Genomic DNA, 23,138 nt, shown 5'->3' with positions numbered 1-23,138 from the left:
ACCGCAATCGCAGGCAAGCCTGCTCCCACAGGGTCAGAGCACGTAATGCATGATCGCCACGAAATGCAGTAGGCTGCCGCCGATCACGAACAAGTGCCAGATCCCATGGGAATGCCGCAGGCGATCCTCCAGGGCAAAGAAGATAATGCCGACGGTGTACAACACCCCACCCGCCGCCAGCCAGGTAAACCCCGCAGTGCCCAGCGCGGCCAGCAGCGGCTTGACCGCCACCAGCACGATCCAGCCCATCACCGCGTAGATCACGATCGACAGGATGCGCGCCTCGGAGCGCGGCTTGATTTCTTGCAGGATGCCGATCACCGCCAGCCCCCACACAATGCCGAACAGCGTCCAGCCCCAGGGGCCGCGTAGCGTCACCAGGCAGAACGGCGTGTAGCTGCCGGCGATCAGCAGGTAGATCGAAAAATGATCGACCTTCTGCATGATCGCTTTACGCCGGCCCTGCACGCTGTGGTAAACGGTCGACGCGCTGTACAACGCCATCAACGTAACGCCATAAATCGCCACGCTGACTATCTTCCAGGGGCTGCCGTCCAGGCTCGCCACCACCAACATCCACACGACGCCAATACACGCCGCGACAGCACCGAGCAAATGGCTCCAGGCGTTGAATCGTTCCCCGTGGTACATCTGCAACCGACCTCCTGTGACCAATATGGGTTGGCTGGCAAGCCTCCAGCCTTCGCCATAAGAGTGCAAGCGGCTTATGACGTTCCGAGGACGCCCGCAGGTTTTACGGGCACAATCGAACGCATTCGAACAAGAGCCCACGGCCATGCTGATCGACGAAGAATTCACCCTCAAGAAGCTGGAAATCTTCCTGGCGTTCATGCGCACTGGCAACCTGGCGCGCGCCGCCGCTGAGCTGCAAACCAGCAACGTCAGCGTGCACCGCGCCATCCACTCCCTGGAAAACGCGCTGCGCTGCCCGCTGTTCAAGCACGAAGGGCGCAACCTCACGCCGCTGGAAAGCGCCTATGTATTGGAAGAGCACGCGCAGAAACTGGTGGCCGACGTGGTCGACAGCGTGCGCCTCACCCGCGAAGCCGCCGGCTTCTCCGCCGAACGTTTCAAGCTCGGATCGCTGTACTCGCTGACGGTCAAGACCGTGCCTCAATTGATCATGGGCCTGAAAATCCGCCGCAGCGAACTCAACATCGACCTGATCTTGGGCTCCAACTTCGACCTGCTCTACAAGCTCAAGAACATGGAGGTGGACGCGATCCTCATCTCCCTGGATGAACACGCCAATGACCCCGACTGCGAACAGATCGCGCTGTTCAGCGACGACATCTTCCTCGCCACCCCGGCCGACTCACCCTTTGACCGCGAACAGCAAATCGACCTGGCGGACGTGCGTGATGCAACCTTCATCACCCTCACCCAGGGCTTCGCCACGCATCAGGACGGCAACCGTGTATTCAAGCAGGCGGGCTTTGAACCCAAAGTGGCGATGCAGGTGAACGACATCTTCACGCTGCTGAGCATGGTCAGTTCAGGCGTGGGTTATGCGCTGCTGCCGGGGCGGATTGCGGCGGTGTATGAGAACCGCGTGAAGCTGATACCGCTGCAACCCAGGTACCGGTTGCAGCAGCAGATTGGCGTGGTGTTCTTGAAAGCCAAGGAGCGCGACCCGAATTTGCTGGCGTTGCTGGCGGAGTGTCGGATGTATGCCAATCGCCAGGCTTGAGACCGCTATCGCAGGCAAGCCAGCTCCCACATTTTTGATTTGTGAATACATTCAGTGTGGGAGCTGGCTTGCCTGCGAAGAGGCCAGATCGGTCGGCGCTTATTTGAGATCAGCCCACCAACCCGCGCATGATCAAAAACAACAACGACGGCCCCAACAAACACCCCAGCGCGGTATAGAACGCCGCCGTCAGGCACCCATAAGGCACCAGCTTCGGATCAGTCGCCGCCAGCCCTCCCGCCACACCGCTGGATGTGCCCATCAGCCCACCGAAAATCACCGCACTGCGCGGGTTGTTCAGGCCGATCAGCGGCGCCACGAACGGCGTCATCACCATCACCAGAATGGCCTTGATCAACCCGGCGGCAATCGACAGCGCCATCACTTCGGAACTAGCACCAATGGCCGCACCGGTCACCGGGCCGACGATGTAAGTCACCGCGCCGGCGCCGATGGTGGTCAGGCTCACGGCATCGGTGTAGCCGAACGCCATGGCGACCCCCACCCCTGCGATGAACGACGAACCCACGCCCACAAACAACGCCAATACGCCAACGTAGCCTGCCCGTTTCAGCTCATCGACACTCACGCCAAACGCCGTGGCCACAATGGCAAAGTCTCGCAGCATCGCCCCGCCCAGCAGGCCGATACCCGACAACAAGGGAATATCCACTACACCTTTGGAGCCACCGGTAAACGCACCGCCGACGTAAGACAGCACCAACCCCAGCAAGATGGCGATGGCCGAGCCGTGCAGGCGGCCTTTGGTAAAGGTGTTGGAAATCCAATAGGAGACCCACATCGTCAGCCCGATCACTGCAAAGCCGCTGATCAGGCCGTAGCCGGTGATCACTTTCATCATCGATTCGTACATGGAGATCACCCGGCTTCTTTGGTGGGAACGACAGCGCTTGGCTCAGCATTGCCGATGCGCACCAGCACCGGTACCAGGGCAAAGCCCAGGACCACCGCCAAAGTGCCCGCCAGAATCGCCATGGGGCCGCCACTGATGGCGCCGTAGACGTTTTGCTGCGCCGCCATCGCCACCACGATCGGGATATAAATCGCCGCCCAGAAGCTCACGCCCGGCTCGGACTTGCTGGTAAACCAACCGCGCTTGCTGAGGTAGCTGCCCAGGCCGATCAACAGCAACATGGCAATGCCCACCCCGCCGACGTTGGCCGGGATGTCCATCCACCTGCCCAGCAATTCACCGACAAACAAGCCGGCCAGGGTACAGAACGCCAGAAACGCCACACCGTAAATAATCATTGTCGTTGTCCTCAAAGTGCTCGATCGAAATTGTTGTTTTTGTGCTTCGAAAGCCTTGGGTGGTGCTTTATCGGTGGCGGCGCTCCTCCTCTTGCAGCAGGGCCTGCAAGGTGTCCAGGCGCGCGCCTTCGCAGGCGATCACCGTGCCTTGTTCAAAGACGCGCCGTGACAGGCCGGTGAGCACGGCGCCCGGAGGCAGTTCGATTTGCAGGCGCACGCCGCGTTCAACGGCGCTTTGCACGGTGCCGCGCCAATCGACAACGCGGCACATGTTGAAGGCCAGGTCGTCGCGCAGTTGCTCGGGGTTGTGGATCGGCCGCGCGCGGGTGCTGCTCAGGTAGGTGATACGTGGCGCCTTGAGCGGCACGAAGGCCCGCGCCAGCGCCTGGGCCGGTTGCTCCAGCAGCGCGCAATGGGACGGCACGCTGACGGCCAGGCGCTTGGCAACGCCGTTGCCTTTCACTCGGCTGGCGACGCGCTGCATGGCTTCATCGCTGCCGGCGATGACGGTCTGGTTATCGGCGTTGATATTGGCCAGGTACACCGGCGTCTCGGGGCTGTGGATTTCGGCCAGCAGCGTTTCGACGGTGGATAACGCCGGGCCGATCAGGGCGGTCATGCCGTAGCCCTGTGGATAAGCGTTCTGCATCAGCTCACCGCGCAGGCTGACCAGCCTGAGCGCATCAGTGAAGTCCAGCGCACCGGCGATCACCGCCGCCGGGTAAGCCCCGATGGACAGGCCCGCGACGTAATCCGGGGTGTGTTGCAGCAGGCGCGCGTGGGCCACGCCGACGATCAACAGGCAGAGCTGGACCGCACGGGTGCTCGCGAGCGCTTCAACCGAATCCAATGCGCGAACGTCTTCACCCAGCGCATCACTGGCCTGCTCCAGCACCTCGGCGGGCAAGGCCTTGAGCATGCCCGGCCGTTGCGCGCCCTGCCCCGGGAACACCAAAAGGCTGCTCATGCCACCGCCTGCCAAGGATCAAGGACCAGGCGGGCACCGCTGGCGGTTTTCAACAGCACCTGGCGCGATGGGCCGGCCCATTCACGCAAGGCAACGGCGCCCAACGGTGTTTGCAGTTGCATATCCACCACGCACACCGCCTTGTCCAGGGTGGCCAGGAGGTCGCGGGCATCACTGCGATCAAGCGGCTTGGGCATCCGCAGAATCAAATCCAGATCGCTTTGGGCATGCAGCGCTTCAATGCCCGTGGCCAACTCGAAACCCGCGCTGCCCGTGACACCCCAGCTCAAGGGCGCCAACACCGGTCGCAGCTGATCGAGGGCGTGCAATGCCGGTAGATCCCGTGTCGAGACAACCTCGCACAACGCTTCCGGTGCGACTCGCCGCTGCACGGCGTCAATCGGCATCACGGCTGCAAAGCGCTGCTCACGCAAACGCCCGCGCACTCCCACCGCGACAAAACCCGGCGCGACCACGGCGCGACGCACCACCACCGTGCCAATCGCACGCTGTGCCCACCCCGGCGCATCAGCGGGCAAATGCGCCGGGCTCATGCCCCAGAGCAGGTCGTGGGCGTTCACCATTGTTCCCGCAGCAGTTGGCGCACATGGCTGGAAGCGGCGCGATGGGTTGCGCCGAGGCGGCCGCTCAAATCGGGGGTGTCGATGTCCTTGATCGCGCCCACCAGGCAATCGCTGACGCGCGCCAGATCCTGCGGCGTGGGCTGTTCGATCTGGCTAACCGACAGCGTTTCCCACAACAAGCCAAGGCTGGCATAGCTCTCGATGTCATAGGCCATTGGCGGCACGCTGGCGGCCAGCGCTTCCAGCTCTTCGACGCTACGCAGGGTCACCCGCGCCGCCGACGCTTTGCCCATGGCGTGCACCATCACGCCGGGGTCGCGCAGGGCAATCAGGCGGTTGGCCTGGTAGCCATGGGCGAGAAACGCCCCGGACATCGCCTTGCCCACCAGCAGCCCGATCACCGGGTGCCCGGCCAGTCGGGCGCGGGCGTAGCTGTCGGCGGCGGCCGCCAGGGCCTGGTGAATACCGAGGGCTTCTTCGCGACGGCCGTAGGCTTGGCTGGGCACGTCGACGATGGCGATGATCGGGCGTTTGTCGCCTCGGGCGATGGCCTCATCGACGGCCTTGGCCAGGCCCCAGCCTTCCAGCAAGCCGACTTCGCCGTTGCGGGCCCGGGGGAAACGGTTGTGTGTGTCGGTGACCACGGCGATAAAGCGCACGGCGTGTTCGCCCAGCGCGCCATCGGCCACTTTTAATGAGTTGGGCAAACCCGCAACGGGCGGCGCGCCGGCGCTCAAGGCGTTGAACCAGTGCAAACCTCTCATGGACGTTCTCCTTGATACAACGCGCGCACGGTCGCCGGGTCGATCTGTGGCGCAGCGTCCAGTTCGGCCAGGCGCGCCAGGTAATAATCAACTCGGCGGCTGCGCTGCTCGGCGGGCACGTCTTGCTGCAACAGCGCGCTGACGGTCTGCTGAATCTCGGCCACATCGTCCGCCACATAACGATCGGCCAGGCCGCTGTTGAAGCGCTGCTCACCACCAGTAAGGCTCCAGATGAACGGCCGGTCGCGCGAATCGTATTCTTCCAGGCCGGCTTCCTGCTCGATCACTTGCGGGCCATTCAGGCCCAGGCGTGCTTCGCGGGTGACCACAAGGTAACTGCACAACCCCGCCGCGATGGACATGCCACCAAAGCAGCCGACGCTGCCGGCCACCACGCCGATCACCGGCTGGTACTGGCGCAAGTCGACAATCGCTGCGTGGATATCCGCGATGGCGGCCAGGCCGAGGTTGGCTTCCTGCAGGCGCACGCCGCCGGTTTCCAGCAGCAGCACGGCGCGGGTCGGGATGCCCTTGCGGTTATCTTCGGCGGCCAGCTCCAAAGCGCCGGCGATTTTCGCGCCGCCCACTTCGCCAAGGCTGCCGCCCTGGAAGTTGCCTTCGATGGCGGCAACGACGACAGGTTTTCCGTCGATGCTGCCCTTGACGATCACCACGCCGTCATCGGCCTGCGGCACCACGCCTTGGCGGCTGAGCCACGGCGACATGACGCGCTGGAACGGGTCGATCAGTTCCCGGTAGGAACCGGCATCCAGCAAGGCCTTGGCCCGTTGCCGCGCGCCGAGCTCAACGAAGCTGTGTTTGGCGAGCAAGTCAGTCATGGCCGATCTCCTCAAAACCCTGCTCCAGGCGCAGGCGCACCACGCCGGGCGTGGCGCCGAAATCGTGGATATCAATGTTCAAGGCCGGTGGCGTCTGTTCCTGGAAGATGCGTTGAAACAGATGCTGCCAGCGTTGTTCGGCGCCATTGACCGAGGTCTGCACCTGAATCGTCAGCGTGCCTGGCGTGCCCGGCTCCAGCAGCACTTCCAGGTCGCCCGAGCCGACGCAACCCACCAGCGCCCGGCCTTTTGGCGGCTGCCCTGCGGGGAATTCAAAGGATAGGGTTTCCATCAAAACGCTCCGTCGAGGCGGTCGATAAACAGGCAGGCGGCCAACAGGTCGGCGGCGCCGCCAGGGGAGGCATTCAAGGCCAGTAGTTGGGTGTCGAGTGCGTGCAATTGGCGGCGACCGGCAAGGGTCGCACTGCCGCCGGCATTCAGCACCGCCTGGGCGCCGCGCTGCATCGTCCGTAAGCCTTCAGGGCCTGCGCGGTAAAGCACGCAGGTGTCGGCCAACTCGGTCATGATCGCGAGCAGGGCATCCAGGCGCGCGTTCTGTTCGCCGGCATTTTGCAGGCGGCTTTTGCGCAGTTGCGGCAAGCCGCGCTGCACCACCGACGGGAAGCCAAGCTGAGCTTCTTCACGGGCACCGCGTGCGCCATAGCGTCGGGCAACCTGAGCGCCATGGCTCATCGGCCGTGGTGCAAAACGGTCATCGAGCAGGGCCAGGCGGGCTGCGTTCAGCGTGACGTTGCGTGAGTCCAGGGCGGCGGCGGCAGTGAGCAGGCCGAGGGCCCAGATGGCGCCGCGATGGGTGTTTACGCCGCCGGTGGTGGCGAGCATGGCCTGCTCACCTTCACGCCCGAGACGGCCGAGGGCTTCGCGCAGGGGCAAGCCGACTTCGCCGAATTCCAGCGCCGCCTCGGCCATTTCCTTGAACATCGGCCACAGCGACAATGCCGAGGCGTGCATCAGGCCCAGGTGCAAATCGTCATGGGCGCCGTTGCCACGCCGGTCGACCAGCGCAGGTTTGGGCGACAGGTCCGCTTCATCGATCAGCGCATCGACGGCCCTATCGGCCAGGCGCTCAGCGAGGGTGAGTTCATGCAGTTTAAGGGCGCGCATTTACCAGCTCCTGAATTTGGCGGGCGGGTTGTACAGGCCACCGGACCACTCCACCAGATCGGCCACGCTCTTGGCGGCCAACAGCTCGCGGGTGGCGTCGGTGCGGCGGATGCCCAAGTCTTCGGGCAGGGCGATCAGGCCTTCGCGGCGCATGCGCGCGGTGTCCTTGGGGTTGTGGCGCAGTCCGATGGCGGTCACCCCGGCGACAGCGGCGATCATCGCCTGGCGCTCCTCCAGGGAACGCGCCTTATACAGGTAGGCGATGCCTTCCTCGGTGAGCAGGTGAGTCACGTCGTCGCCGTAGATCATGATCGGCGCCAGGGGCATGCCGCTTTTGCGCGCTACTTCCACCGCATCCAGCGTGTTGACGAAGGTCGGTTTGCCGCCCTCCTGGAAAGTTTCGACCATTTGCACCACAAGTTTCTTGCCGCGCTCAAGCAAGGCTTCTGGCCCGTCGCCGTGGCGCATATCCAGCCAGGCTGGCGTGCCGTGCCGGCGCCCGCGCGGGTCGTGGCCCATGTTCGGTGCGCCGCCGAACCCGGCCAGCCGGCCGCGGGTCACCGTGGAAGAATGCCCGTCGCCGTCGACTTGCAGGGTGGCGCCGATAAACAGGTCCACCGCGTATTGGCCAGCGAGTTGGCTGAACATCCGGTTGGAACGCATCGAGCCATCGCGGCCGGTGAAGAACACATCCGGGCGGGCGGCGATGTAGTTTTCCATGCCCAACTCGGTGCCGAAGCAATGCACGCTTTGGACCCAACCGCTTTCAATGGCGGGGATCAGGGTTGGGTGCGGGTTGAGGGTCCAGTTGCGGCAGATTTTGCCCTTCAGGCCCAGGGATTCGCCGTAGGTGGGCAGGATCAGTTCGATGGCGGCCGTGTTGAAGCCGATGCCGTGATTGAGCGACTGCACTTTGTGTTTTTCGTAGATGCCACGGATCGCCATCATCGCCATCAGCACGTGCACCGGCTTGATATGGCGCGGGTCGCGGGTAAACAGCGGCTCGATGTAGAACGGCTTGTCGGCCACCACCACAAAATCCACCCAGCTCGCCGGAATGTCGACGCGGGGCAAGTCCGTCACGTCGTCCACCAACTGGTTGACCTGCACGATCACGATGCCGTCGCTGAAGGCAGCGGGTTCGATCAGTGCCGGGGTGTCTTCGGTGCTGGCGCCGGTGTAGATGTTGCCGGCGCGGTCGGCCATGAAACCGGCGGACAGCACCACGTTGGGGATCAGGTCCACCACCAGCCGCGCGTAGAGTTCGATGTAAGTGTGGATCGCGCCGATTTCCAGCAGGCCGTCTTCCAGCAACTGGCTGATGCGCAGGGACTGAGTGCCGGCGAAGGAGAAGTCGAGCTTGCGTGCGATGCCCTTTTCAAACAGGTCCAGGTGCTCGGAACGGCCGACACTGGGCATGATCATGTGCAAATCGTGGAGCTTGGCCGGGTCGGCCTTGGCCAGGGAGCGCGAGAGGAAGTCGGCCTGCTTCTGGTTATTGCCTTCCAGCACCACGCGGTCGCCGGGGAGGATCAGCGCTTCAAGGGCTTCGACGATTCTGTCGCTGGGCAACACCGCGCCGTCTGCAAACTGCCTGACCAGCCCCAGCCGCCGCTGCTTCTCGTCGCGCCGCCGCGTCCAGCGCGAGTCGGGGGTCGTTATTGTTGTCATGGTCGCTCCACGGGGGTTTGCTGTCGTGGGGCTTACCTTAGGAGTGATCCGGAGGACCATCAATCAAGCTGGACGTTGGACTGTTACGCCTGGGTTAATGATGACTCAATTAACACGGGGCGTTCAGACCCTGCGCCATTCGCTGCGATGGAACCATAGGGTCCTGAAAAACGCCAACGCCGCAAAAACGTGCAACCCCGAAACGGCCGCCCAACTCCAATCCCACAGCCCTGACAGCGCCTGCGCGTAAACCGGTAACAGCAGCACGAGCAACGCCACCAGCGCGCAAGCACCCACTTGCTCCCAGTTTCTCAAGCGAGTGGGGCGGGACGCTATCGCGTAACCCAACAATGCGCCCAGACACACAATCAGCAGGCTCAGCAGGTCATGCTCGCCGACGGGAGGCCACCCCAGCAGGTTGAGCGGCAGGCAGACCGCGAACAACGTGAACGAGCAGATCGCGACATAAACAAAAGCGTACTCAAGCGCATCCAGCAGACGATCACGGATAAACCCACGAGCCTGTTTATCCTCTTCCGGTGTGGGACCTTGGGAAATCGCCACCGCCAGCAGACCCGACCCGAGACCGCCCAGGGTCATGACCACGAAATTGCTCACAACGCCTTTGATTGCCTTATCGGCACCGATCAGCTTGAGGCTTTCGAGGTACACCAGAATAAACACCGCGCCCGCGGTGGCAATCATGAAGCCCCACAGCTTCCCCCGGTTGGACTGCACGTTCATGGTTACCACCGCAGTGAACACCAGCACGCCAAACCACATCAGCAGCGTGCCGGTAAAACGGTTGAGGTTGTACAGCCAGGCAAACCCATCCAAAAGCCACATTGCGTCGATACTTCTGTCGAAAAATTCCCCTCGCTATCGGCAGTGGAGCGGGGATCTTTACGATGGGGGAGCAAGTGCTCCGTGGCTCGTCGCAATTGCCCAAGACGCCCTCCCCGCACGTTGACCCAGTCACCCCCACTGATAGCTAGCCAACAGGTCCTCCGCATTTCCCGGCAAGGTGTTGCCGCCGTCAATCAAAATGTGGGAGCGGGCTTGCTCGCGAAGGCAGGGTGTCAGGCCATGCAACTATTACTGACCCACCGCATTCGCGAGCAAGCCCGCTCCCACATTTGCCCTGTGTTGTTTGTTAGATAGCAGTCCCATTAAGGGACCGATCAGTCCCTTTTTGGGACCGCCTCCGGCGACGGGCTGACTTGCTCCAACGCCCTTTCGACCAACAATTGTCCGAACTCAGCCATTTGCTGAATCCCCAGCATGATTGCACGCTGGGAAGCATCCAGGTCGAAAGCCAGGTTGCAGGTGAGTGCGTTGAGGGAGGACAGGGTTTCGCTGGCGTTGACCAGCAAGGTTTCGGTGGTTTGTTGGGAATTTATGATGAAGAGATTGGATGACGAAGAATTCGACATGATGTGCGATTCCTAAACAGGTCAGTAAGGAACGCCTTAGATCCAGGCGTCTTGTGCGCCTAAACAGGTTTTCGGACTTGCACGTCCGTGTCACCGTTTTTTGCGATGACGGGACGAAGACTAGGCGCGCTGACTCAATGCAACAAGTTCATGCATTGCCCAACATCTTGCAGGAAAAATCCGAAGCCCCCGCTCACCTTGATCGTTCCCACGCTCTGCGTGGTAATGCCGCCTGGGACGCTCCGCGTCCCGACCAGAGCCCCGCGTAAGGGTGACGCGGAGCGTCACGGGATGCATTACCACGCAGAGCGTGGGAACGATCGACGACTTGTGGCAGGCCGAGCATCGGGAGCAGCCGGTGATTGAGCGGTTTGCGCGGATTGATTGAGGGCTGGAGCCGAGCGCAATTCAGTGTGGGAGCTGGCTTGCCTGCGATGGCGGTGGGTTAGCTGGCTAATGTGTGACTGACCCACCGCTATCGCAGCATAGGTATCTACACATCTATTTTTAATGCATGCGAGCATCTGTAGTGAGCGGGCTTGTCCCGCGCTGGGCTGCGAAGCGGCCCCAAACCAGGCGACTTGGATTTATCTGGAACTCGGCGGCGTATTTATTGGGGCGGCTTCGCCACCCAGCGCGGGACAAGCCCGCTCACTACAAAGATGTGTAGATACCTATGGCTATCGCAGGCAAGCCAGCTCCCACAGTAGGTCTCACTGAATTTGAGAAGAGTGTTCAGGCCAATCCGGATTCGACCAGCAAGGCTTCCAACCCCATGAGGTCCGGCACCTTCGCCACATGCTCCCCCACCTGCACCGCCGCCAGTTCCAGCGGGCACAGCGGCACGTCCACATAGCTCAACTCGCTGTCGAGCTTGTACGAGCGCGGAATCCCCTGGATCACCAGCGCAATGAACTTCAATGTCGGCCGCCCACCCAGCGCATTCAACACCACGATCCGCGAACGTTCGCCGGTCACGCTGGCTTCACCGCACACCGCTTCAAAGCTGATCAGCGGGATTTGCCGATCGCGCCAGGTCACTTGCCGCAAATACCACGGCGGCGCATCGCTGGCCGGTTCGCCGCGCTGGAAGTCGATCAGCTCGGCGATGGCGACGTTGGGCAGGATCAGGTGCCGATCCGCCAGGGGCAGCAGCAGGCCGGTGAGTTGGCTGGCGCGGTGGTCAAGCATGGGACTTGCTCCAGTAGGCAATGCTTTCGAGCAGCACCGATTCCTGATACGGCTTGCCGAGGTAGTCGTTGACCCCAATGGCCATGGCGCGGTCGCGGTGTTTCTGGCCGGTGCGCGAGGTGATCATGATGATCGGCAGGCGCATCAGCCGGGGGTCGTTGCGCACTTGGGTGGCTACTTCGAAGCCGTCCATGCGCGGCATTTCGATGTCGAGCAGCATCAGGTCCGGGGTGTGTTCTTCAAGCACGGCGAGCGCGTCGATGCCGTCCTTGGCGGTGAGCACGTTCATGCCATTGCGCTCCAACAGGCGGCTGGTGACTTTGCGCACGGTGACCGAATCGTCCACCACCAGTACCAGCAGCGCGCGTTTTTTCAGCGGGTCGTTGAGGATCAGTGGCGCGTCAATCATCTGGGCCGGCAAGGCCGGCGGGCGTGCGCGGATATGCGCCAGCAAATCGATGATCAGCACCACGCGGCCGTCGCCCAGGATGGTTGCGCCGGACAAACCCTGCACGCCGGCAAACTGCGGGCCCAGGCCCTTGACCACGATCTCCCGCGTGCCGGCCATGGCGTCCACATGGATGGCCACGCGCCGCTCATTGCACTGCACCAGCAGCACCGGCACCGGCTGGTACTGGCCCAGCAGTTTCGGGCGGCTGACGGTGTGCAGCAGGTCGCCGAAATAGAACAGCTCATAGCGCTGACCAGCGTATTCATAATGCGGCGGGTCTTGCTGGTAATGCCCGGCCAACTCATGGGGCAGTACCCGAACCAGGCCTTCGATGGTGTTGAGCGGGATCGCATATTGATCCTCCGCGCATTGCACCATCAGCGCGCGGTTGACCGACACGGTAAACGGCAGGCGAATGCGAAAATGCACACCTGCGCCGGGCGTCGAATCAATGACCATCGAACCACCGAGTTGGCGCACTTCTTCATGCACCACGTCCATGCCCACGCCGCGCCCGGAAATCTGGGTGATCTTCTCTGCCGTGGAGAACCCCGGCTGCAGGATGAACTGCAACACGTCGCGGTCGCTCATCTCTTGATGAGGGGCCAGCAGGCCGCGCTTGATCGCCTTGCGCCGCACTGCTTCCAGCGGCACCCCGGCACCGTCGTCGCGCATGTCGAAGACGATATCGCCGCCTTCGTGGGTCAGGTCCAGGGTGATGCGGCCTTTCTCCGGTTTACCCGCCGCCAAACGCACATCGCGAGATTCCAGGCCATGGTCGACGGCATTACGCAGCATGTGCTCCAGCGGCGCCGCCATGCGTTCCAGCACGTTGCGGTCCATCTCGCCCTCGGCATTGCCGACGATGAATTCAACGTCCTTGCCCAGCTCGCCCGCCACCTGGCGCACGATGCGCTTGAGGCGCGGCAGCATGCGTTCGAACGGCACCATGCGCGTGCGCATCAGGCCTTCCTGCAACGCGGTGTTGATGCGCGCCTGCTGCTGCAGCAGGTCGTGGGCATCTTCGTTGCGACGTTCGAGGGTGTCCTTGAGGTCGAGCAGGTCGGAGGCCGATTCCGACAGCGCGCGGGACAGCTGCTGCAACTGCGAGTGGCGGTCCATTTCCAGCGGGTCGAATTCTTCGTAGCCCAGGCGTTCGGCCTCGGCCTGCTGGCGGCTGAGGAGACGGCCCTGGGTTTCGCTGTCGAGACGGCGCAGTTGGTCGCGCATGCGTTCGATGGTGGTTTCCACTTCGCTCAAGGCAATACGCGCATCGTTGACTTGCTGCTCGATACGGCCACGGAAGATCGAGGTTTCACCCGCCAGGTTGACCAGGTCGTCAAGCAGCTCGGCGGAGATCTTCACCATATCGGCAGCCGGGTCCACGGCGGCTTCCGCCTTGCCCGCCGGCAGCGCCACCGGGGTTACCGGCTCTTCGCTCGGGTGCACCAGGCTTCTGATGCGCTCGATGAGTGTGTCCACCGAGCCGACCGGCAGGCCGTCCGCCACGGCGTCGATCATCTGCGCCAGGCGGTCGTGGCAGCCTTGCAGCAGCGCAAACAGCTCGGCGGACGGTGCGAGCAAACCGGCCGACAGGCCCTCGTAGAGAAATTCCAGCTCATGGGCCAGGTCGCCGATGGGCGCAATCTCGACCATGCGCGCGCCGCCCTTGAGGGTGTGCAGGTCGCGCAGCAGGGTTTCGACTTCCTGGCGGTTGCCGGGCTCGGCCTGCCAGCGCAGCAAGGCGCTGCCCGAGCTGTCGAGAATGTCGGCGGCTTCCTCGAGGAAAATATCCAGCAGCTCAGGATCGGCGCCAGACGTTTGCGGGGCCTCGACCGGCGCTGCGGGTGTGCTGCTCTGGCGAAATTCGCGCAGTTGGGCAATCAACTCGGCGGCATCGCCCAGGGGTTGATGCTGTTGCAGGTCATCAAGCTGCGAGGCCAGCCGTTCATGGCTCGCCATCAGCAACAGGGACAGTTCGGCGCAGTAACTGTAGCGCCGGTCCACCAGCCCTTCGTACAGGCATTCGAGCTCATGGGCCAGGTCGCCGATCGGCCCGATTTCGGCCATGCGCGCGCCACCCTTGAGGGTGTGCAAGTCGCGCTGCAAGGACGACAGCGGCGCGGCGTTGTCCGGTTCCAATAACCAGCGCTTGAGCGACTGCCCGGCGCTGTCGAGGAGGTCCACGGCTTCTTCGAGGAATATCTCGACGATCTCGTCGTCAATCGTCGTTTCGCGTGCCAACTGCTGTGTGGCGGCGCCCAGCTCGGCAACGCTCAGCGCGCGGTTGCCGTCGCGTTTGATCAGGCCGGTGGCGGACGGGTCGAGGGCTTCGTCCAGCAGCTCGCGCAGGGCGTCGACACGGGCCGGCGCCGGGCTGACTTCCTGGCCGGCGGCCAGTTGGTCGAGCATATTGATCAACGCTTCATGGGCCTGCTCGGCTTCGTGGAAAAACCGCTCGCTCACTGCCAGGCTGCTCTCTTCCACGGCGCCATAGAGGTCGAGCAAGGCTTCGCAGAGTGCGTCGATTGCGTGCAGGTCCGCGGCATGCGCACCCTCGCCCAAGGTGGTCAACTCGTCCAGCAGCGCGGTGAGTTCCTGGCGCGCGCCGGGGTGCTGTTGCCAGCGGCGCAGCAGGTTTTCGGCGTCGAGCAGGATGTCCATGCCCTGGGCCAGGAAGTTGGCGATCAGGTGCGGGTCGCGCTTGATACGCAGGCCGGTGTTCGGTGCGTCGAGCAGTGCTTCAAGCTGGTGATCGAGCAAGCCCTGGGTGCGGTTGATCAGGTCTTGCGCACCTTTGATCGGCGCCAAGGGATCACCGTCCAGGTCACGCAGCCCACGCTGGAACAGGCCTTCGGCTTCCAGCAGCAACTCCACTTCATCCAGGTCCAGCGGCAGACGATGGGCCTTGTACTCGCGGGTCAGGTGATCCAGCGGGCGCGCCAGTTCGGCAATCGGCAGCACGCCGGCCATGTAGGCGCTGCCCTTGAGGGTGTGCAGGGCGCGTTGCAGTTCGTCGCTGACTTGCAGCGGCACATGCTCGGCGGCCTGTTGCAGGAAGTGGTTGAGGCTGCCCAGGTGGCTCTGGGCTTCGTTGCGAAAGATCTCCAGCAACAGCGGGTCATGGGGTTCGGCGGCGGGCGCTTGCGTACCGCTGGCCAGCGCATGGGCGCGGGCGGCCAGGGCGTCGACTTCATCGCGCTGGCGTTGAGCGTCGGCGGCAAAGTCGGCGATCAGTTCGGGCAGCAGGGCCACCGCTTCATCCAGTACCTGTTGCACCTCGGCGCCAAGGGCCACGCTGCGTTCCAGGACGCGATTGAGCAGGTTTTCCACGGCCCAGGCCAGCTCGGCCAACACCAGGGCGCGCACCATGCGGCCGCTGCCTTTGAGCGTGTGGAACGCACGGCGCATTTCACCCTGGGCGGTCTTGTCGGCGCTGTTGGGCAGGTGGCGGTGCAGCACCTCAATGACTTCGTCGGTTTCTTCAAGGAAGACTTCGCGCAGTTCATCGTCGATGGGCGCCTCATCAGCCGGTGGCGGCAGCAAACTACCGGGGCGTTGCAGGGCCGGCGGGTTCAGGCGCGACGTCGGGCTGGCCAGCGCATCGAACTGGGATTGGCTCGGCGTGACCTCGGCCGAAAGCACGCCATCCGGTGCAGCCAATGCCTGGCGCCAGGGTTTTTCGGCGGGCAGGTAGCCCAACGCAGCCAGGCCTTGGGTGGCCAGCTCCAGCACCCGTTCGCCGGTAGCATCCGGGTCCTGAAGCATGCGTTCGAGGTAATACTCCAAGCCGCTGATCACGTCGGCGAAATGCGCCAGGTGCTGCTGCGAAGGCGCAGCATCGTTACCCATCAATTGTTCGTCGACATAATCGGTGCAGCCGCGCATCAGGCTCGCCGCGCGGGGCAACGGGATCATCGCGAGCGCACCGCGTACCTGGCTCAGCAGCTCCGGCAGGGATTCCAGGCGCTGGCGGTCCCAGTCCGCTTCGATACAGTCGATCACCAGTTCCTTGGCTTGCTTGAGGCACTGGCAGGATTCGCGGATCACCAATTGGTGGATCTGGGTCAGGTCGGTGGTCGGCAGGCGGCTTTCTTCGCGGCTTTGCGGCTCGACGGTGCCGACCATGCCTGCCAGCGTGGCTTCGACGTAGAGCAACGCGCCCGCCACGTCCATCAACACCGCGTCGTTGGGTGCGCGTTGGCCCTGGGCCAGGCTCAGCACCACCGCAAGCTGGTCGATGATGACTTTGCGCGGCTGGCCGAAGCCCAGCACCGCCAGGGTGTCGGCGATCTGCCGCAACGGCGCCAGCAACGCGTCAAGGTCGCCGGTGTGCTGGCGGTCACTGCGTACAAACAAGTCGAGGCGTTCTTTGACCCGCACCAGTTCTTCACACAAAGCCCCCAGCACCGAGCCCATGGCGTTGCGATCCGCTCCGGCCAGGCGGGCACGCTCGGCGTCGACCACGGCACTGTCGGGTAAGGCCTCGTCCAGGCCGTAGCGTTCCTTGAGGCTTTGCATGCGCGGTGTCGGCCGGGTGACCTTGGCGACGTAGAACAACAAGCTCTTGAGCAACTCATCCGGCGCCGGCTGGTTGACCCCGTCGATACCCTGGGCGAGCAGGCGCTTGAGTTGTTTGTCGCTGGCCTTGAGCAGGCTGCGCAACGCCGGGCTGTTGGCGATCACGCCGGTGAGCATGCCTTCGACCAGTGCCGAGGTGACTTGCCACAGCGGCAACAACGGCGCGCCCTGGCACAAGGCTTCCAGGCGCGCGAACACCCGCGCCATGTCTTCCAGGTTGCTCGGGCCGTGGTCCTCTCGCAGCAGCCCCGCCAACGCCTGTTGCAGCAGGTGGTGCCACTGGCGCAATTGCTCTTTCAGGTCGGGCACCGCGCGTTGGGCCAGGGCTTCATCGGGCAGCGGCGCTATCGTCAGCAATTGCGGGCTGAACAGGCTGGTCTCCGACAGCAGGCTTTCGCCGCGCGCGCTGCGCAGGTCGTTGAGCAGCGGCAACACCACCAGCGGCAAGTCGCGGCGGGCACTGTGCACGCGGTCCAGATACAGCGGCAGCTGGTTGAGGGCTTGTTGCAGCAGGCGGATGCTCTCGTCGCGCTGGCCGACGCGCTCGGCCTGCAGGGCCACGGCGAGTGCTTCAATTTCTTCGGCCAGCAGCGCCGCGCCGTAGAACTCGACCATCTGCAAGGCGCCATGCACTTGATGGACGCACGCCAGGCACTCGTCGATGGCGTCGCCGTCCGGGGTTTGGGCATACGCGTCCAGCGCCGACCGGGCCTGTTTCAGGGTTTCGGCAATGTCGCCCTTGACCCATTCGAGGGCCACGTAGTCGTGCCGATCAACCATATTCACTCCGGTGAGAATTTTTGAGTTGCAGATGCTGCCAGGAATAATGGAGATCTAATGTGGGAGCTGGCTTGCCTGCGATGGCGGTCTGTCAGTTGATATATAGGTAGCTGACCCACCGCTATCGCAGGCAAGCCAGCTCCCACATTTGGACTGTGGTGTTCTTTGGGTCGCATTTCAATCATCGACCTGTTGTGGCGGCGGGAGGGTGAAACCCGACACCGACCTACGCAACTCGCTCGCCATCTTCGCCAGGTTACCAATGCTCTCGGCAGTCGCCGTAGAGCCCGACGACGTCTGGGTGGTGATCTGCTGGATCACGTTCATGGTCAGGGAAATCTGCCCCGCCGAAGACGTCTGTTGCTGCGCCGCATTGGAGATACTCTGGATCAGCGCCGCCAGGGTTTTCGACACGCCTTCGATCTCTTCCAGCGCCACCCCGGCATCCTGCGCCAGGCGTGCGCCGCGCACCACTTCGGTGGTGGTCTGCTCCATGGAGATTACCGCTTCGTTGGTGTCGGCCTGGATCGCCCGCACCAGGGTTTCGATCTGCCGGGTCGCGGCCGATGAGCGCTCGGCCAGGCGCTGCACTTCATCGGCCACCACCGCAAAGCCGCGCCCGGCATCACCGGCCATGCTGGCCTGGATCGCGGCGTTCAGGGCGAGGATGTTGGTCTGGTCGGCAATGTCATCGATCAGGCTGACGATGTCGCCAATCTCCTGGGACGACTCGCCCAGGCGCTTGATGCGCTTGGCGGTGTCCTGGATCTGCTCGCGAATGTTGTCCATGCCGTGGATGGTGTTGTGCACCACCTCATTGCCCTTGTTGGCGATTTCCACCGAGCGCTCCGCGACCGCCGAGGATTCTGCGGCGTTGGCCGACACCTGGTCGATGGACTGGGCCATCTGGTTGATCGCGGTGGAAGCTTCGGCGATCTGCTGGGCCTGGTGTTCCGAGGCCTGGGCCAGGTGCATGGCGGTGGCCTGGGTGTCCTGCACCGCGCCGGCGACTTGCCCGGCGGTGAGGTTGATGGTGGCGACCAGGTCGCGCAGTTGGTCCACGGAATAGTTGATGGAGTCGGCGATGGTACCGGTGAAGTCTTCGGTCACCGAGGCAGTCACCGTGAGGTCGCCGTCGGCCAGGTCTTCGATTTCGTCCAGCAGGCGCATGATCGCGTTCTGGTTGCGCTCGTTTTTCTCGGCGGTTTCATGCAATTGGCGGTTGGTTTCGCGCACCATGACCAGGCCGATCAGAATGATCGAGGTCAACGCCAGCAGGCCCAGCACATAGCCGCCGATGGTGTCGAAGCTGCGCCCGCTGGCCAGGTTTTCAAACCCGGTGGCCAGGTGCGAGGCTTCGTCGAGCAGGGTTTGCGACAGGTTGAAGATATTGCTCGCAGAGGCGCGCACCTGGAACAGTTGCGGCGAGGTTTCGAGGATTTCATCCACGGAGCCGGAGACAAACTCGAACAGCTCGGCGATTTCCCCCAGCCGCGCGCGGGCGTCGCGGTCTTCGACTTGCGTGATGCGCAGCCCTGGGTTGCCGTTGAGCATACCGTTGAGCACCACGCCGAAGCGGTTGGCATCGCGGCCAAAAGCGTCGGCGGCCTGCACCGCGGTTTCATCGCCGGCCAGGACGGTGTTGACCGCCCCCAGGATTCGTTCGGCCAACAACGATTGGCGCTGGGCCAGGGCCACTTGGCTGGCCGGGGCGCCTCGTTGCAGGAGGATGTCGACGACCTTCTCCGACTCCATCTGCAGTTGCGGCACGGTTTCGGCGAGCGTCGCGGCCACCTGATGCAAAGACAGCACCGTCTGTTCGCTGGCGAGGATCGCATCGGTGTTTTTCAGCAGCGCTTCCCAGTCGGTCTGCACCGCGCGCATTTCGGCGCGCACGGCACCGGGAGCGGCGGGCAGACCGGTTTGCGGGTCGCCTTTTTTCAGGTAGCCCCAGCGCTGGGCGAAGTCGTTACGCGCATCCGCCAACAGCTTGAACGCAGCGGCCTTGCCCGTAGCGGCCTCGGTGGCGTTCTTGGCAATGCGCTGGGACAGCACGCGCAGCTCACCGGCGTGGCCGATGTACTGTTTGTCGTAGGTGGACTGGGTGTTGAGGTACGCAAAGTTGGCGAACAGCAACATGATGAACACGATCAGTGCAATAAACAGCACGATGATCTGCGAGCGGCTGCGCGAGCCGGCCTGAGGCCTGGGGGTGGTCGCGGTGGTCATGCGGCAACGTCCATGAAACCCGGGGCCTTGGCCAGGGCGAAGGGGCTGAAGACCTGCCACTGCGGGTCGCCCTCGAATCGGCCCTGAATGAACGGCGCATTGGGAGCGGCGTTCGCCAGCAACGCGTCTTGTGCAAAATGTTGCATCCCCACCACCTCGTCCACCAGCAGCCCGACAAACAGGTCGTTATATTCCACCACCAATACCCGCCGTTGTTTGCGCGCCTTGGACAGCTCCAGGCCGAGGAAACCGCCCAGGTCCATCACCGGTAACAAGCGCCCGCGCAGGTTGGCCACACCCCTGACCCAGGCCTTGACCCCGGGCATCAAGGTGCAACGCGGTTCATGCAGGACTTCGGCCACTTCACCCATGGGCGCGACATACCAATGCTCGCCCAAGCGAAAGCCGATGCCGCTCCAACGCTGCAAGCGAGCTTCCTGGGATGGCAGGTCGGCAGCCAGCAGGCGGCAGCGGCGGTCAATGTCCAGCAGCAGTTCGAAGGCGGTGTGCGACTCGGTCATGATGGCGAACAGTCAACCAGCCAACACCTTATTCAGGGTGGCGATCAGGGTTTCTTCATCCACGGGTTTGGTCAGGTAATCCTTGGCGCCCTGGCGTGCCCCCCAGATCTTGTCGGTTTCCTGGTCCTTGGTGGTGATGATGATGATCGGGATACCGTTGGTTTCCGGCTCCTTGGACAATTGGCGCGTAGCCTGGAAGCCGTTGAGACCCGGCATCACGATGTCCATCAGCACGGCGTCGGGCTTTTCCAGGCGGGCCAGGGCCACGCCATCCGCGCCGTTTTCGGCCTTGAGGACCTGGTGGCCATGCTTTTCCAGCATACCGGTCAGTTTGTACATTTCGGTCGGCGAATCGTCGACGATCAGAACACGTGCCATGGTTTTCCCCACTACATAGGTGGACGCCGCCCTTGTGGGGCGGCGTCAGTGTGCTTGTTCTACTGCGGCGAACCCTGGCACATAGGCCTTGATCGCGCCCAGCAGTTCTTCCTTGCTGAACGGCTTGGTCAAAAACTGATCGACACCCACGATGCGCCCCTTGGCCTTGTCGAACAGGCCGTCCTTGGAAGACAACATGATCACCGGGATCGATTTGAACGCCGGGTTGTTCTTCACCAATGCGCAGGTCTGATAGCCATCCAGGCGCGGCATCATGATGTCGACAAAAATAATGTGCGGGTGATGGTCGACAATCCGGGCCAGGGCATCGAAACCGTCGATGGCCGTGATGACATCGCACCCTACGTTCTTCAACAGGGTTTCAGCGGTGCGGCGGATCGTCTTCGAGTCGTCGATCACCATCACCCTCAAGGCGTTGGAATGCTGTTCCATATCTGCTCTGCCATCGCCACAGCGAATCGGTTTTTTCGTGTGTACTGCCTGATGTTGCCCGGGATGAGCGCCGCAAGCCTTGGAATTCAAGGCGCTGCTGCGCCGTGGCAGTCTTTTTAGCACAGTCTTTGGGCGCAATCTATCGAGCAACCGGCCAGGTGGTTTTTCCTTGACCCACAACAGCCACAGCGCCACTCTGACGCCACTTTTATGCGCACCCATTTGCTAGAGGAAATCCCCCATGAGCGTTCGCGTCGGCATTGTCATGGACCCTATCGCCAGCATCTCCTATAAAAAGGACAGCTCGCTGGCCATGCTCCTGGCCGCCCAGGCTCGCGGCTGGACGTTGTTCTATATGGAGCAGCGCGATCTTTATCAGGGTGACGGCGAGGCCCGTGCACGTATGCGCCCGCTGCAGGTGTTTGCCAACCCTGAAAAGTGGTTCGAACTTGCGGATGAAATCGACAGCCCCCTGAGCGACCTGGACGTGGTCCTGATGCGCAAGGACCCGCCGTTCGACATGGAATTCGTCTACTCCACCTACCTGCTGGAGCAGGCCGAGCGCGCCGGCGTGCTGATCGTCAACAAGCCGCAGAGCCTGCGCGACTGCAATGAAAAACTGTTCGCCACGCTGTTCCCGCAGTGCACGCCGCCAACCGTGGTCAGCCGCCGCGCCGACGTACTGCGTGAATTCGCCGCCAAGCACGGTGATGTGATCCTCAAGCCGCTGGACGGCATGGGCGGCACCTCGATTTTCCGTCACCGCGCCGGCGACCCGAACCTATCGGTGATCCTCGAGACACTGACGGCCCTGGGCACCCAGCAGATCATGGGCCAGGCCTACCTGCCGGCGATCAAGGATGGCGACAAGCGCATCCTGATGATCGACGGCGAACCGGTGGATTACTGCCTGGCGCGTATCCCGGCAGCCGGCGAGACGCGCGGCAACCTGGCGGCCGGTGGCCGTGGTGAAGCACGGCCGTTGTCGGACAAGGACCGCTGGATCGCTGCCCAGGTCGGCCCAACCCTGCGTGAGAAAGGCTTGCTGTTTGTCGGCCTGGACGTGATCGGTGAGCACCTGACTGAAATCAACGTCACCAGCCCGACCTGTATTCGCGAGATCGACAATGCATTTGGCACGAACATCGGCGAAATGCTGATGGCTGCCATTGAGCGCAAGCTGCAAGCCAAGTGACATAGAACAGCCGGACACACACCAACATTGCGTTATCATGCGCCACCTGTGAAACGCGCGATGTTGGTTTTTTTGTCATGACACTCCCGTCCGATCTGCCCCCAGAACTCTCCCACCGCGGCGTGCGCCCGGCTGATCGGCTCGGATTTACCCTGTTTCTGGCAGCACTGATTCACTTGGCCCTGATCCTCGGCGTGGGGTTCTCCATGGTCGAGCCCAAGCAAATCAGTAAAACCCTGGAAATCACCCTCGCCACGTTCAAAAGCGAAAAAAAGCCCGAAAAGGCTGACTTTCTTGCCCAGGGCAATCAGCAGGGCAGCGGCACGCTGGATAAAAAGGCCGTGCCCAAGACCACCGAAGTGGCGCCGTTCCAGGACAACAAGGTGAATAAAGTCACGCCGCCACCAGCGCCCAAGCCGGAGGTCAAGCAGGCCACGCCCAAAGCCGCCGTCACCACCGTCGCACCCAAGCCGCAAAAAGCCCCGACGCAGCGCGAAAAGGCCAAGACCGAACCGAAACCCGAGCCCGTCAAGCCGGCGCCGACCTTCGACAGCTCGACGCTGACCGACGAGATTTCCAGCCTGGAAGCCGAGTTGGCCCACGAACAGCAACTTTACGCCAAGCGTCCGCGCATCTACCGGCTGAACGCTGCTTCGACCATGCGTGACAAAGGCGCCTGGTATAAGGATGAATGGCGCAAGAAGGTCGAGCGCATCGGCAACCTCAACTACCCCGAAGAAGCGCGGCGCCAGCAGATCTACGGCAATCTGCGCCTGTTGGTGTCGATCAACCGCGACGGCACGTTATATGAAGTGCAGGTGCTGGAATCTTCCGGCCAGCCACTGCTGGACCAGGCCGCCCAGCGTATCGTGCGCCTGGCCGCGCCGTTTGCCCCGTTTACCGGCGATTTGAACGACGTGGACCGCCTGGAAATCATCCGCACCTGGAAATTTGCCAAGGGTGATCGGCTGTCGAGCAACTGACCGCTCCCTT

The 23,138-nt window shown here is 63.0% G+C and carries 21 protein-coding genes; 3 read left to right on the top strand and 18 right to left on the bottom strand.

Annotated features, from left to right (window positions below; all coding sequences use genetic code 11):
* Positions 1 to 33: 33 nt before the first annotated feature.
* The gene (gene trhA, locus BLL36_RS20685) at positions 34 to 651 is read right to left on the bottom strand and encodes a PAQR family membrane homeostasis protein TrhA (RefSeq protein ID WP_076953172.1); all 618 of its coding nucleotides are present in this window, start codon (positions 649 to 651) and stop codon (positions 34 to 36) included.
* Positions 652 to 796: 145 nt separating this feature from the next.
* Here trhA and BLL36_RS20680 point away from each other — a divergent pair, with 145 nt between their 5' ends.
* Positions 797 to 1,711, top strand: coding sequence for a LysR family transcriptional regulator (locus BLL36_RS20680; RefSeq protein WP_076953171.1), 915 nt, complete (start codon positions 797 to 799; stop codon positions 1,709 to 1,711).
* A gap of 109 nt (positions 1,712 to 1,820) precedes the next feature.
* Here the strand turns inward: BLL36_RS20680 and madM are convergent, their stop codons facing one another.
* The 17 genes from madM to pilG form a co-directional block, all read right to left on the bottom strand.
* A complete protein-coding gene (gene madM, locus BLL36_RS20675; protein WP_076953362.1) occupies positions 1,821 to 2,585 on the bottom strand; it encodes a malonate transporter subunit MadM in 765 nt (254 codons plus the stop codon).
* A gap of 5 nt (positions 2,586 to 2,590) precedes the next feature.
* A complete protein-coding gene (gene madL / locus BLL36_RS20670) occupies positions 2,591 to 2,983 on the bottom strand; it encodes a malonate transporter subunit MadL (protein WP_076953170.1) in 393 nt (130 codons plus the stop codon).
* 67 nt (positions 2,984 to 3,050) lie between these two features.
* Positions 3,051 to 3,950: a malonate decarboxylase subunit epsilon gene (gene mdcH / locus BLL36_RS20665; protein WP_076953169.1), complete on the bottom strand. Its 900-nt coding sequence runs from the start codon at positions 3,948 to 3,950 to the stop codon at positions 3,051 to 3,053.
* Positions 3,947 to 4,534 (bottom strand): malonate decarboxylase holo-ACP synthase, encoded by a 588-nt coding sequence (locus tag BLL36_RS20660; RefSeq protein WP_076953168.1) that lies wholly within the window; start codon positions 4,532 to 4,534, stop codon positions 3,947 to 3,949. Before BLL36_RS20660 ends, mdcH begins: the two co-directional genes overlap by 4 nt.
* Positions 4,528 to 5,298, bottom strand: coding sequence for a biotin-independent malonate decarboxylase subunit gamma (gene mdcE, locus BLL36_RS20655; protein ID WP_076953167.1), 771 nt, complete (start codon positions 5,296 to 5,298; stop codon positions 4,528 to 4,530). The genes BLL36_RS20660 and mdcE overlap by 7 nt, the downstream gene beginning before the upstream one ends.
* Positions 5,295 to 6,137, bottom strand: a complete 843-nt coding sequence (locus tag BLL36_RS20650; protein ID WP_076953166.1) for a biotin-independent malonate decarboxylase subunit beta — start codon at positions 6,135 to 6,137, stop codon at positions 5,295 to 5,297. The genes mdcE and BLL36_RS20650 overlap by 4 nt, the downstream gene beginning before the upstream one ends.
* A complete protein-coding gene (locus BLL36_RS20645; protein WP_076953165.1) occupies positions 6,130 to 6,429 on the bottom strand; it encodes a malonate decarboxylase subunit delta in 300 nt (99 codons plus the stop codon). The genes BLL36_RS20650 and BLL36_RS20645 overlap by 8 nt, the downstream gene beginning before the upstream one ends.
* Positions 6,429 to 7,262, bottom strand: a complete 834-nt coding sequence (locus BLL36_RS20640; RefSeq protein WP_076953164.1) for a triphosphoribosyl-dephospho-CoA synthase — start codon at positions 7,260 to 7,262, stop codon at positions 6,429 to 6,431. The genes BLL36_RS20645 and BLL36_RS20640 overlap by 1 nt, the downstream gene beginning before the upstream one ends.
* A complete protein-coding gene (mdcA, locus tag BLL36_RS20635) occupies positions 7,263 to 8,933 on the bottom strand; it encodes a malonate decarboxylase subunit alpha (protein ID WP_076953163.1) in 1,671 nt (556 codons plus the stop codon).
* Between the two features lie 123 nt (positions 8,934 to 9,056).
* Entirely contained in the window at positions 9,057 to 9,779 is a 723-nt protein-coding gene (locus tag BLL36_RS20630; protein WP_076953162.1) for a hypothetical protein, read from the bottom strand.
* A gap of 335 nt (positions 9,780 to 10,114) precedes the next feature.
* The gene (locus BLL36_RS20625; RefSeq protein ID WP_090220086.1) at positions 10,115 to 10,366 is read right to left on the bottom strand and encodes a DUF6124 family protein; all 252 of its coding nucleotides are present in this window, start codon (positions 10,364 to 10,366) and stop codon (positions 10,115 to 10,117) included.
* Positions 10,367 to 11,101: 735 nt separating this feature from the next.
* Positions 11,102 to 11,557, bottom strand: a complete 456-nt coding sequence (locus tag BLL36_RS20620; RefSeq protein ID WP_076953160.1) for a chemotaxis protein CheW — start codon at positions 11,555 to 11,557, stop codon at positions 11,102 to 11,104.
* Complete coding sequence (locus BLL36_RS20615; RefSeq protein WP_076953159.1) at positions 11,550 to 17,369, bottom strand: Hpt domain-containing protein; 5,820 nt, start codon at positions 17,367 to 17,369, stop codon at positions 11,550 to 11,552. Before BLL36_RS20615 ends, BLL36_RS20620 begins: the two co-directional genes overlap by 8 nt.
* 177 nt (positions 17,370 to 17,546) lie before the next feature.
* Complete coding sequence (locus tag BLL36_RS20610; protein ID WP_076953158.1) at positions 17,547 to 19,598, bottom strand: methyl-accepting chemotaxis protein; 2,052 nt, start codon at positions 19,596 to 19,598, stop codon at positions 17,547 to 17,549.
* Positions 19,595 to 20,119 carry a chemotaxis protein CheW gene (locus tag BLL36_RS20605; protein WP_076953157.1) on the bottom strand — a complete coding sequence of 175 codons (525 nt, stop codon included), beginning with the start codon at positions 20,117 to 20,119 and terminating at the stop codon, positions 19,595 to 19,597. The genes BLL36_RS20610 and BLL36_RS20605 overlap by 4 nt, the downstream gene beginning before the upstream one ends.
* Before the next feature lie 12 nt (positions 20,120 to 20,131).
* Positions 20,132 to 20,497: a twitching motility response regulator PilH gene (gene pilH / locus BLL36_RS20600; RefSeq protein WP_076953156.1), complete on the bottom strand. Its 366-nt coding sequence runs from the start codon at positions 20,495 to 20,497 to the stop codon at positions 20,132 to 20,134.
* 45 nt (positions 20,498 to 20,542) lie between these two features.
* Positions 20,543 to 20,950 carry a twitching motility response regulator PilG gene (gene pilG, locus BLL36_RS20595; RefSeq protein WP_010564379.1) on the bottom strand — a complete coding sequence of 136 codons (408 nt, stop codon included), beginning with the start codon at positions 20,948 to 20,950 and terminating at the stop codon, positions 20,543 to 20,545.
* A 241-nt stretch (positions 20,951 to 21,191) separates the two neighbouring features.
* Between pilG and gshB the strand changes: the two genes are divergently transcribed.
* Positions 21,192 to 22,145, top strand: a complete 954-nt coding sequence (gene gshB / locus BLL36_RS20590; protein ID WP_076953155.1) for a glutathione synthase — start codon at positions 21,192 to 21,194, stop codon at positions 22,143 to 22,145.
* A 77-nt stretch (positions 22,146 to 22,222) separates the two neighbouring features.
* The gene (locus BLL36_RS20585; RefSeq protein WP_076953154.1) at positions 22,223 to 23,128 is read left to right on the top strand and encodes an energy transducer TonB; all 906 of its coding nucleotides are present in this window, start codon (positions 22,223 to 22,225) and stop codon (positions 23,126 to 23,128) included.
* Positions 23,129 to 23,138: the final 10 nt, after the last annotated feature.

The sequence above is a fragment of the Pseudomonas cedrina subsp. cedrina genome (genome assembly GCF_001983175.1).
In the GTDB taxonomy this organism is placed as follows: Bacteria; Pseudomonadota; Gammaproteobacteria; order Pseudomonadales; family Pseudomonadaceae; genus Aquipseudomonas; species Aquipseudomonas cedrina.
This window is presented reverse-complemented; position numbering and strand designations above follow the sequence as displayed.